Raw genomic sequence first — 11,570 nt, 5'->3', positions numbered from 1 at the left:
TTAGTACTTCTTTAATTGAATAACGAGTGAGCCGAAAATAAGAATTCCACCACCCACGAGTTGAACTTCCGAGAGTTGTTTCCCCAGGAAGATCCAGTTAAAGATGATGGCAAAAAATGGGAAGAACATTTCTGCAATGGCAGTTGTCTTAGCTGAAAGACGTTTCAGGCCCTGATAATAAAACCACATGGCAAGAGCACCCGAGATGATCACCATGATAAGAATGCGAAGATAGTCTTCCCCACTTGGAAGAATGAGGCTGCGGTTCCATTGAACGAAGGGAATCAGCACCAAAAGACCGCTTAAGAAACGACCGGCCATGATGGATTTTGGTTCAAAGCCCACCATTGAAAGACGCTTTCCAAATACTGTCGTCGCCCCCCAACCCACAATTGAAATGGCCACGAGACCATAACCTTTAACTGCCGCATCTGAAGTGACGGCACCAAAGTTACTGCGCATCAGGTGATAGAAGCGTTCGATATCGGGAGAGCTCACGAGGAGTCCGCCAATTAAACAAACGGCGGCCCAGATGATGAATTGCTTTTGAATTTCTTCTTTTAAAACTATGGCGGCCAGAATGATCGCCACAATCGGTTGCAGTTTCTGCAGCAGGATTACCAATGAAGGATTTAAATATTGAAACGATTCAGTGAAGGCAACAGTCGCAATCGCGGAACCGATACCACCGATAATAAAGAAACTAAAAACGTCTGCGAGCTTTAATTCGCCGATACGTTTAATGGCAGGAATGAGGCCCAATGAGAAAATCGCCACCAGCACCATGTGTTCGTAGAAAACGATGGTGATAGGATGAATTCCGCGCTCCACGAGTGGATAGCGAATCAGGGTGTCTAAGCCCCAAAAGAGACATGCGATAATTACAAGAAGGGTTCCAGCCATGGGTTATCTTAACGTGGAAAAAAAGCTTTGGAAAACTTCTTGTGCACGCTTGGCCACCAGTTCTTTCTTAAGTTTCTTACCGCCGGCCTTTTTCATCTCACGGGTAAACTCGATTGAAGGCAGGAGTCCAAAGTTAATGTTCGAAGGACATGGCTTCTCAATGGTCATGATGTAGTTCACCAGTGCCCCCATCGCGGTCTCAACCGGGAAATGGATCGCCTCTTCGCCTTTAATTCGACGAAGCAATTGGAAGGCCACATACAGACCCATCGAAGCTGATTCGGTATAACCTTCAACTCCTGTGATCTGGCCCGCGAAATAGACCTCTGGGAATTTCTTCGACTTAAGATCGAAATCCAAAAGTTTTCTGGCATTCAAGAACGAGTTACGGTGACATGAACCAAGGTGAATGAAGCTCGCTTCCTCTAGACCCGGGATCATGCGGAATACACGCACTTGTTCTTTATAAGTAAGACGGGTCTGGAAACCTACTAAGTTGTAGGCCGACCCAAGAAGGTTTTCTTTACGAAGTTGAACCACCGCAAATGGCCACTTGCCGTTAATGTCAGGCTCAAGACCCACTGGCTTCATACAAGAGAAGCGGGCGGTATCCGGGCCACGTTCTGCCATGAGATCAATTGGAAGACATGATTCAAAAAACTTCCAATCTTCAAACTCTTTCGGCTGAACTTTCTCAGCGTTTTTTAGTTCTTCAATGAAAGCGTAATATTGCTCTTTGGTCATTTGAGAGTTGAGATAATCTCCGCCCTCTTCCATTTCCTTGTGGCGATCTTTGAAATACATTTTTGAAAGATCAAGTGTATCAGCGTCCACCACTGGAGCGATGGCGTCGTAGAAATAAAAATCGTCTCCTGAAACTTCTTTCAGAATCCAGTCTTCTAGGGCCTTCGTGGTAAGTGGGCCAGTGGCCACGATGGCGTACTGACACTCAAATTTTTCTTTCAGCTCAATTGGATTGGCAGCTTCGAGGTCTACCACTTGAATCAAAGGGTGAGCTTTCAATTGTTCAGTGATTTCTGCTGAGAATTTTTCACGATCAACTGCCAGAGCGTCTCCGGCCGGAACCGCATGTTTCTCAGCAGCTTGGATAATGAATGATCCCATCGCCTTCATTTCGGATTTTAGAAGTCCGTGGGCCGAATATGGATCAAGTGACTTGAGTGAATTGGTACAAACAAGTTCTGCGAAAGTTGGAATCTTCTGTGCCGGATTTAATTTGAGAGCTTTGGCCTCGATCAGCACGACATGCACACCATTTCTGGCCAAAAACATGGCCGCCTCAGAACCAGCAAGGCCGGCCCCAATTACAAGAACACGAGTTGTGGCGGATTTCTGCATGAGTACTCTCTTTTTGTGATCTTTTTTTGTATAATCTGGAGGTCCTCAAATACCTTCTTTTTAGGCAATGTGTCAATATGAAAACGAATCTGATCCTTCATCAAACTCATCATACTCTGGCGGACTTCGACGCGATTTTCCAGTCGACGGTTGAGCTATTAAAAGGCGATGGCCTGCACGTTTTTCCAGAGCTTTACCTCACTGGTTACCCTCTTCAGGACTTGGTGCTTCAGCGACCTTTCATTGAAAGCTATTTGGAATATTTGAACGATCTGGATCTTTGGGCGAAAAAAGCTTCGGGTTCTTGGCGTGCTTTGATTGGTGGACTTCATTATGAGATGGAGAACAATGGGTTTCCGAAGAAGATTACCAATGTGATTTATGAAGTGGTTCCGGGTGTGGGTTTGAAGAATTTATATTCAAAACGCCTGCTACCGAACTACGACATCTTTGATGAGCAAAAATATTTTTCGGCGGGAACTGAAACGGCTTTTTATGAATTTAATGGGCAGCTTTTTGGGCTGCAGATTTGTGAAGATATGTGGGCCTCGAGTGTTCATGAACTTGATCCATGTAAACTGATGCATGATGAAGTTCAGAAGAAAGGGCTTAAACTTGCGGCGGTAATTAATTTATCTGCTTCTCCTTTTGAGGCGGCCAAAAAGAAAAAACGTTTTGATCGTGCTCGCAATATTTCTCTTCTGTTTGGTTGTCCTTTCGTTTATGTGAACCGTGTTGGTGGAGAGGATGAAATTCTTTTTGATGGTGGAAGTTTCATCATGGCCGGTTCAAAGCTTCAGCTTGAAATGAAGTCGTTTGAAGCGGAATCTAAGACGGTGGCACTGGAAGAAATCTCAGGCAGCTACTCTGAAAAACCAGAAATTAAAGCGGAGAACACCTGGGAAGGTCTTTTCTCGCCTAGACTTAATATGGAATCTCGTCCGGCAACTTTGAAAGTTTGGACGGATGAAGAATGTGAAGAAGTCATGAAGGCCCTGATTTTTGGTCTTCAGGAATATGCCACGAAAAGTGGTTTCAAAAAGTTCCTGGTCGCTCTTTCCGGTGGGATGGATTCGGCCTTGGTTTTGGCCTTAGTCAAAATTGGGTTAAGACCCGGTCAGAGCTTTGAAGCGATTTATATGCCGAGTGTGTTCTCTTCTCCAGTGAGTACTGAGCTTTCCGAAGATATGTGCCGCCGTTTGGGGATTAAGCTTTCTTATTTTCCAATTAAGTTTCTTCATTCTGCAGTTAAAAATGCTTTCACACAGAACTTTCAGGAGCCTTTCCAAGGGCTTACTGATGAGAACGTTCAGAGTCGTTTGCGCGGGACTTTGTTATACACGCGATCAAATCAGACCGGGGCGATGGTGATCAATACTTCAAATAAGTCGGAGCTCGCGGTGGGGTACTCGACTCAGTATGGGGACTCTGTGGGTGCTATTTCCCTTTTGGGAGACCTATTTAAGAGCGAAGTTTACCGTTTGGCCGAATATGTGAATAAGCATCATGGGAACTACATCCCAGAGGGCATTATTAAGCGCGGCCCATCGGCCGAATTGCGTGAAAATCAACTGGATCAGGACTCACTTCCGCCTTATGATCGTCTGGATCCAATGCTTGAAGGGATTTTGAGTTATCGTTTAGGTAAGAAGCAGCTACTCGAAGCGGGATTTACTGAGACAGAAATTACAAGGGTACTTAATCTTTATCTCAAATCAGAGTATAAAAGAGCTCAGTTCTGCCCGATCTTAAAAGTGAAGGCAAAAAGCTTTGGTTTTGGTTACCGTATGCCGATGAGCAAAAATATTAGCTACCAATTTTGAACCTGGGAGGAAATATGAACGAAGAAGCAAAAAACAAAGTTATTGGTAAGATCAACGAGATCAAATCTAACATTGAAACTTTCATTGCCGACGTTAATGTAAACGACCTTAAATCGAGCTTTAACCTTATGGTTAAGGACGCACAAACCGACCTTGGTAAGCGTGTTAATAAAGATCTTCAAGAAGTGAAGAAGAAGCTCAAAAAAGAAAGAGCCGATATCGAAAAGAAAGCTAAAAAGTTTCTCGATGGTCACAAGAAAGAACTCGACGCTCTTCAAGTTAAGCTTGAAAAGCTAATCAAGTCTGCTCGTAAGACCAAGGCCCCAGCTAAAAAAGCAACTGTTCCCGCTACGAAGAAAGCTGTTCGTAAAAAAGTTGCCAAGGCCTCAAAAAAAGCCACAAAGAAAGTTTCTAAAAAAGCCTAATCGTTTTCGGCGGGGCCCTGAGCCCCGCTTTTATTCGTCCTCGCTGATTACACTCCCTACATAAAAGTCTTAAATTCTCGACTGAACTTGGTCCTCCCATTGAATATGGAATGATGTGGTCATAATTCAAGTTATGAGTTGTCCCGCAATTGGTGCATTTCTTATCTCGCCCATAAACTGTTCGTTTTACCGAGGCCGGGATTGCTCTTCCTACTTTCGCTGGCGAAAGTGATTGGCGAGGTTTTGTTTGTTTGAACTTCGTTTTTTCCACTGATTCAATGGCCTTCTTTGCCATGAACTGAATTAACTGATCCATCTCCATTTCTTTTCCGAGAAGATTTTTGAGTTGTTCCACCAACTCCATCGTTTCATCTGACAGAACAAACGCGACTTGGATTTTATTCTTTGAAATGCGCTTCTTTTTATCTTTTGGTTTTTCTTCTTTGCCGGTTATCTCGAACAATTTTTGTTCGCATTCATTCTTAGTTAAATTTTCAATTTCTTTAAAGACTTCACGTTTTTGAATAGGATCATCAATAAATTGATTCACCAATGAAATATTTGTGAGATTCAAGCTTCCATCTTCGATTTTCTTTTCAATTTCTGGCATCTCCGCCAGAGCACGTGCTGCCACGATTCGTCTATGGGCCGCACCTTCTGAGTAACCTAATTCATGAACACAGTACGCGAATAAGGAAGAGTGCTTTAAATCGCAGTAAAGCTTTCTCTTATCTATTTCTTTTAAGTGATGAAGAAGTTTCACAGTGGCTTCTCTCTCAGCTCCGGCCAACTTTTTCGTATCACTCAGTAAAATTTTATTTGCAAGATGATTTAGTCTCATGCTAGAAACAATACGGAAAATATACGGACATGTCAACTATTAAAAAAGTTACTTCCGCTGGCGAAAGTGATAAGACTTTAACTATGTATAATCCAAAGCATTTTATTAACGACAATATAGATGAGTTGAACTCCCTTATTGATCAGTACCCTTTTGCCACTCTCATTACCGGAGAAGAGGTTGGTCATCTTCCACTCTATCGAGAGGGAAATAAACTCGTGGGCCACATGGCCAGGAGGAATCAATTAAAACTAGGTGAAAAAGTTAAGGTGGTTTTCAATGGGCCTCAGACTTATATTAATTCAAGTTGGTATGCCAAAAACGATGTACCGACTTGGAACTATGCTGTTGTTCACATTGATGGAAATCTTAAACTCATCGAAGACAATAAAGGCATTCTCAAAATTCTCAATTTCTCGAATGATCATATGAATCAGCAGTATGAAGAAAAATGGGACATGTATGTTCCGGAAGACCTAAGAGGAGAGCAACTCTCAAAAGCGATCGTTGGGATTGAAATTTCGATTGATAATATCGAGGGAAAATTCAAATTGAGCCAGAACCGAAACGATGCTGACTATGCCGGCGTTTTAGAAGGTCTTTCTCGACGAGAAGATGAAATGAGTCAAAAGATCAGACAGCTAATGACTAGGCCACAACCTCGGTAACGTGGAAAACTTTCCCGCGACCTGACTTCTTAGACATGTACATCATCTTATCTGCGAAATCGATGATGGACTTGGCGCTAGTTGCATCAGTTGGGAATTCGGCCACACCGATAGAAAGTGAGAGGCGATATTTTTTGTCATTATCGACAACGAATTCCGCGTTTTTAACTGCTTCAGAAACACGAAGGGCAATCTTCTTCGTTTCTTCGACACTCGTGCGTGGAAGTAGGACGATGAATTCATCTCCGCCGTAACGGTAGACGAGATCGGAAGAGCGAAGCTGACCTTTTAAAATAGCGGCCATATCGATTAAGAGTTGGCTGCCAACCACGTGGCCAAACTGATCGTTCACGTTTTTGAAGTAATCGATATCAACAAACAGGAGGCTAAAGCCCATTTTATCGTGCTGGTAGCGAGCAATATAGAGCTCAAGGTCTTCGATGAGCTTACGCTGATTGAAAAGACCGGTGACTTCGTCTGTAAGTGAAAGCATACGCATGGCCTCGCGCTTGCGAGACTCGGCGAGAATTGAGAGAGAAGTTTTCAGAACGTTTGAAAGATAATCACTGAGGATGTCTTTGATTGAATATTCTGAAATATTTCGGGCCACGAGGTATGAAAGTTGGCCGTCTCCTCTTTTAACTAGGAAGTAGAAGCGGTCATTCACAAAACGAAGGCCAAAGATAAGTCCTGTATCATCAAAGAGGAAGCGCTTAATGCGTTTCAACTGATGTTCAGTGAGTTTTAGCTTTTGTTGAAGTGAGGTAATGATTTTGAGACTCGAAGTGAAGTGAATCTCCTTCTCTACTTCAAAGAAAAGGCCCATGTATTGATCAAGGCCCGCGGCCACATCACGAATGGCAGTGAAGCTCTCCGGACGTGAAAACAAGTGCAGAACTGCGCGCTCTGGGTTCCACTGGCCACTTTGGATGGCACCATGAAGTTTTAAGCGGTAAATTACTGTGCGCATTTCATGTTGATCAATAGGAAGAGTGAGGAAATCAAAAAGGCCCGCACGGAAAGCGCCTACGATCCCGCTTTGTTCGGCACGTGGTGAAAGAAGTGTAATGGCAGCGCGAGGAATCAACTGGTGAATCCGGCGGATGTCGTCCACGGTCTTTTGGCTTTGGCGGTTAGAATAGAAGAACACTGCCTGAGCAGCATTTCTCTTGGCGAAGCCAGTTAAATCGGCGACGTCCTGAAGGAAGCTGATGTGATACTTCAGCTTGTTCTCTTTCAGGGACTTCTTGATTGCCTCGATCGAAAACGAGTCTAAACCAATGGCCAGAATTTCTAACTGATCTTCTTTTTTGTTCATTACATGTCTATGTTTTTCTTCAATGCATCCAATGCATTGGTGCGATCAGTTTCATCTTCGAGGACTGTAATAGCATTTCGAAGAGTCTTGATGGCCTTTTCTAATTTATCTTCCAACTCAAATCGGCTTTCCACAGAACGCTTCTCTTGCGTTGAGATGGACTCCATATCAAACTCCATAGCATCAATCTTACGCTTAAGCTCCAAGATCTTCAGGTCGCGGTGTCTGATTTGAGTTTCTGCATCTGCCTTCAAGAGCTCCAGACGTTGTTCCAGTTCTCTTTCGCGCATTTGCACTTTTTTCACATCAATTTTATTCTTTTGCGCAGCTTTATCAAGCTCTTGCGCAAGAATTCTATTCTTCTCTTCAATGATGAGTCTTTTCTCATCAAAGAGCTTCAGTCTGTCTTTGAGCTCATTGATCTCTTCGTTTAACTTCTTACGGATGATCGTTAGTTCAATTTTCTTCTCATCAAGTTCGGCGCGAAGTGAAAGACTCTGGCGGCTTTGGAGCACTTTGTCCTCTTCAAGCTTCTGAATCTTTGCTAGTAGCTCTTCACGATCAGAACGGAGGTTTGAAATGGTGGCCTGCATGCGCTCCATTTCCCCTGAATAAGCTCCAGAGATTTCCTTTAAATCCTGACCAAGATCACGGGCCTCTCGTGGAGCAGGCTCGCGTTTCTTTTTCTTTGGTTTTTCTTCAATCTCTTCCTCTTCTGGTTCAAGGCCGACCTCGTCAGAAGAAAAGTTGATGTTATCAAGATTGATATCGTCGGAAACCAGCGGCTCATCGATTGATGATTCCAGCTCCTGAAGTGGATTGGCACGGATCGCGACCTGTGAGGCATCGTAATCCATGATGGCGTCGATTTCTTTTAACTTCGCCATGGCGTCGTCCGACATCTCGCCATCATCTAGAGAGAGAGAAGGTTCATCATTGCCAGAGAGATCAAGCGAAGCATCTTCATCACCTAGATTCAACGAGAGATCATCATCACCGAGATCCAGACCAACGTCACCGCTAAGACTCAAATCATCTGCAGCGGGTTCCTCGGCAAGGCTCAATTCACCCAATGCAGGAATTTCTTCATCAAAAGAAAGTTCACCGATATTTTCCAATGGCTCTTCATCACCAAGAGAAAGTTCCTCACCTTCATCATCGCCGAGTGACAGTTCTTCGCCCTCTTCTTCTTCACCAAGGGAAAGCTCCTCGCCTTCTTCAGTGTCCAAAGAAAGATCTCCAAACTGCTCTTGATCAGAGGATTCAGCAAGGTTCAGATCATCTGATCCGTCACTTAATGAGAGACTGTCCTCTTCTGCCAGACTTAAATCCAGACCATCATCAGCCGGCGCCGAGGAGATTTCCTCGTCTCCAATACTGATCTCAAGCTCACCGTCATCGAATGACAGTTCTTGGTCTTTCGTACTCATGGGTTCTTCTCCCGAATCATTATTTTCAACTGGTTTAATTAAAGCTTCAGCACTCTGCCACAATGGCTTTTTGGCGGCGGTTTTAATGATGCTCTTAAAGACATCATCAACCTGGACACTCACCGGATGGCCTTTCATGGCATCGAGTTTTTCAAGATCATCAAATTGGGTCTTCATATCCAGGCGACTTAATTTCACCGGAGCGACCTTAGGAAGCGCAGGAGGTTTCAACGCCAGAGACTCAACTATTGCGTTCAACTCAGAGGCATTGATTTCAAATGGAACATAGGCGTCTCCACCAATCGGAGACTTTTGATGGTTTTTTAAGTCTGAAGCATTCTCATCTCCGGTCACATAGATCAACTTTGCGGCCGGGATTTTCTCGCGGATATAGAACACCAGAGCTTGCTTAACTACAGGTAGTGAATGCAAATCTACGAAATAAAAAATGTCCTTACTACCTTCTTCGCTGAGAATCTGTTCATTGGTCTTAACTTCAACGGCGTCGGAGAGCATAGGAAACCGATTCAGAAATTCTCTGAGTTTCTCCGGGGCCCCGCTGATGAAATAGTAGGTCATTATGCTTTACCTTCTACATTCCATCATATCTTATGGGTTCCCCAGTCTCCGAGGGGGCAAAGATTGCTGCTCCTAATAGATATCTTTATTGCGTCCTTTTTTGGCTCATAATACAATCGAATTGTCTCTGTGGAGGATTCTTGAAAAATTTTAAATTCATTACTTTGATGATGTTGACTATTTCTGTCGGTCTGGCCAAGGCCCAGGATATCTTTTATCCCTCTAACATTATGATGATGGACGATAAGTTCGCCCACCACGTGATCTTAGTGGAAAAGGCCACTCATAAACTTCATATTTATGAGAACGCTGCCACTGAACCAAGACTAGTGAAGACCTTTAATATGGCCACTGGTAAGACAAAAGGTGATAAGGCGAGCAACGGGGATCACAAAACTCCAGAAGGGATCTACACGATCTATGACTTCTACTCGAAAGATGAACTTTTCCGTCGCCACGGAAACTACGCCAAGATTTACGGCAGTGGTGCTTTCCCGATGGACTACCCGAACTTTATCGATGAGCGTGCTAAGAAAACTGGCGGAGGAATCTGGCTTCACTCTACTGATGACGATAACCGCATCTCTAAGGGTCTGGACTCAAGAGGCTGCGTCGTTGTTCAGAACCAAGATCTAAAAGACATCTCTCAATTCATCGAACTTAACAACACTCCGATCATCGTGGTTCAAGACGTTCACTTCCTTTCAAAAACAACTTGGGAAAGAAACCGTAAAGACATCAACGATGCGGTTCAAAAGTGGGCAACTGCCTGGAAGACTAAAGACTTCGATAACTACATCAATAGTTACGATAAAGAGCGCTTCTACGATAAGAAACACGGTGGATACAACGGTTACAAAAACTATAAAAAGGCCGTTTTCTCTCGTGCGGACTCTCCTGAGATCAAATTGGACTTCATTTCAATCATGGCCAACGAAGATTATGCGGTTGTTCATTTACAACAAGACTACCGTTCGCCAGTAATTAATGACATTGGTAAAAAGACCCTATATCTTCAGAAAGATAATAACTACGACTGGAAAATCGTGGGTGAACTATGGTCGGCAGTGGATTCAAAAAGCGTCGCCTCCTTCACTCCTTCTAAGCGTTTCTTTAAAGAATAGGACTCATGAAGGAATTCATTCAAAAAAATGGGGATGAGGTCGCGATCGTTATCTACGATGCTCCCCTTCCCCCAAAATACTTCCGCCTCACTAAAAGATTCATCAAAACACTTTTTGTCGTTGTACCAGTAGTTCTGGTGGCCTCGTTTCTGCTGATTTTCAGCTGGGGTCTTGGAAGTAGAATTAAGCACGTCCCAACTCCCACTCTTCCGGAAGTTCTGCCGGCGGAAGACAGTAAAGTGGCCGAGCTTCAAGCAGAGATCAAATCCCTTCAGGAAAGTAACAATCAATTGGCCGAGAAGCTTTCAGGCCAACCGGCGACTGCGACTCCGGAAGACCCTTATCTCATGGCGATCAAAAAGCCCTATGGGATGCAGAACCTTCTAAGTCAAAACAAAGTGAACCTCGATCAATTTTCGATGGTACAGGAAGCGGGCAAAGTTTCATTTAAATTTGTGATCATGAGTGCTTCTCCGGAAACAAAAGTGACCGGTCACGTGTTGGTGTTCATGATGTCTGAAAATGGACTTATGGCCTATCCGGAAAGAGCGAACGCTCTTATCACTCAAGGGATTAAATATTCAACGGGTGAACCGTTCTCGGTGTCTCGCCTACGTCCAACAAATGCAGAATTCAGGACCCAACTTACCGGCCAATCGGTTAAGTTTGTGATCTACATTTTTAATCGTGAAGGCGACCTTCTCCTCATTCGTGAGACAGAGTCATTTAAAGTAGGGGCCAAATCGTGATCAATGATCAAGACTTCAAAGATTTTCATTATAACGTTTTTGGTGCCAAGACTCGTATCAACGGTGACATCATTCTTGCCGGCGACGCCATCATCAATTCAAGTATCGAAGGCAGCATTGAAATCAAAGACACTGGGAAACTGGTGCTCGAGCGTGGAAGTTTCGTAAAAGGCAAAATCAAGGCCATCGATCTTGAAATCTTCGGTCAGGTTGAAGGTGATATTGAATGTTCGGGATTGGTTTCGATTCGTTCAAGTGCGGTTGTAACAGGATCTATTAAATCAGGGCGTCTCGTGATTTATCCTGGGGCCGTCGTTGAAATGAACGCCAGCTCCCAGGACCAAACTTAAT

The 11,570-nt window shown here is 43.9% G+C and carries 11 protein-coding genes; 6 read left to right on the top strand and 5 right to left on the bottom strand.

Going from position 1 to position 11,570, the window contains the following annotated elements:
* Together SOO65_RS05675 and trmFO are read right to left on the bottom strand one after the other, a co-directional pair.
* Positions 1–903, bottom strand: a complete 903-nt coding sequence (locus tag SOO65_RS05675; RefSeq protein ID WP_321398232.1) for a DMT family transporter — start codon at positions 901–903, stop codon at positions 1–3.
* Positions 904–906: 3 nt separating this feature from the next.
* Positions 907–2,262: a methylenetetrahydrofolate--tRNA-(uracil(54)-C(5))-methyltransferase (FADH(2)-oxidizing) TrmFO gene (gene trmFO, locus SOO65_RS05670; protein ID WP_321398230.1), complete on the bottom strand. Its 1,356-nt coding sequence runs from the start codon at positions 2,260–2,262 to the stop codon at positions 907–909.
* Between the two features lie 77 nt (positions 2,263–2,339).
* On the opposite strand from trmFO, the gene nadE reads away from it, so the two are divergent.
* Positions 2,340–4,085, top strand: coding sequence for an NAD(+) synthase (gene nadE, locus SOO65_RS05665; RefSeq protein WP_321398228.1), 1,746 nt, complete (start codon positions 2,340–2,342; stop codon positions 4,083–4,085).
* Positions 4,086–4,099: 14 nt separating this feature from the next.
* Positions 4,100–4,510, top strand: a complete 411-nt coding sequence (locus tag SOO65_RS05660; protein WP_321398226.1) for a hypothetical protein — start codon at positions 4,100–4,102, stop codon at positions 4,508–4,510.
* On the opposite strand, the gene SOO65_RS05655 is transcribed toward SOO65_RS05660, so the two are convergent.
* Positions 4,497–5,351 carry an HNH endonuclease gene (locus tag SOO65_RS05655; RefSeq protein ID WP_321398224.1) on the bottom strand — a complete coding sequence of 285 codons (855 nt, stop codon included), beginning with the start codon at positions 5,349–5,351 and terminating at the stop codon, positions 4,497–4,499. The two genes, SOO65_RS05660 and SOO65_RS05655, sit on opposite strands and share 14 nt — an antisense overlap.
* Before the next feature lie 29 nt (positions 5,352–5,380).
* Between SOO65_RS05655 and SOO65_RS05650 the strand changes: the two genes are divergently transcribed.
* Complete coding sequence (locus SOO65_RS05650) at positions 5,381–6,019, top strand: FMN-binding negative transcriptional regulator (protein WP_321398222.1); 639 nt, start codon at positions 5,381–5,383, stop codon at positions 6,017–6,019.
* On the opposite strand, the gene SOO65_RS05645 is transcribed toward SOO65_RS05650, so the two are convergent.
* Together SOO65_RS05645 and SOO65_RS05640 are read right to left on the bottom strand one after the other, a co-directional pair.
* Entirely contained in the window at positions 6,000–7,337 is a 1,338-nt protein-coding gene (locus SOO65_RS05645) for a GGDEF domain-containing protein (protein ID WP_321398220.1), read from the bottom strand. The genes SOO65_RS05650 and SOO65_RS05645 overlap by 20 nt on opposite strands.
* Positions 7,337–9,346 carry a coiled-coil domain-containing protein gene (locus tag SOO65_RS05640; RefSeq protein ID WP_321398217.1) on the bottom strand — a complete coding sequence of 670 codons (2,010 nt, stop codon included), beginning with the start codon at positions 9,344–9,346 and terminating at the stop codon, positions 7,337–7,339. Before SOO65_RS05640 ends, SOO65_RS05645 begins: the two co-directional genes overlap by 1 nt.
* 140 nt (positions 9,347–9,486) lie before the next feature.
* On the opposite strand from SOO65_RS05640, the gene SOO65_RS05635 reads away from it, so the two are divergent.
* The 3 genes from SOO65_RS05635 to SOO65_RS05625 are packed head-to-tail and all read left to right on the top strand — an operon-like array spanning position 9,487 to position 11,569.
* The gene (locus SOO65_RS05635; protein ID WP_321398215.1) at positions 9,487–10,470 is read left to right on the top strand and encodes a L,D-transpeptidase family protein; all 984 of its coding nucleotides are present in this window, start codon (positions 9,487–9,489) and stop codon (positions 10,468–10,470) included.
* Between the two features lie 5 nt (positions 10,471–10,475).
* Positions 10,476–11,219 carry a hypothetical protein gene (locus SOO65_RS05630; RefSeq protein ID WP_321398213.1) on the top strand — a complete coding sequence of 248 codons (744 nt, stop codon included), beginning with the start codon at positions 10,476–10,478 and terminating at the stop codon, positions 11,217–11,219.
* Positions 11,216–11,569 (top strand): bactofilin family protein, encoded by a 354-nt coding sequence (locus tag SOO65_RS05625; protein ID WP_321398211.1) that lies wholly within the window; start codon positions 11,216–11,218, stop codon positions 11,567–11,569. The genes SOO65_RS05630 and SOO65_RS05625 overlap by 4 nt, the downstream gene beginning before the upstream one ends.
* The last annotated feature ends 1 nt before the right edge of the window (position 11,570 follow it).

Origin of the sequence: Peredibacter starrii (assembly GCF_034259205.1) — a bacterium.
Lineage (GTDB): Bacteria > Bdellovibrionota > Bacteriovoracia > Bacteriovoracales > Bacteriovoracaceae > Peredibacter > Peredibacter starrii.
Note: the sequence above shows the minus strand (reverse complement) of the source record. Positions and strands in the feature narration are given on the sequence as shown.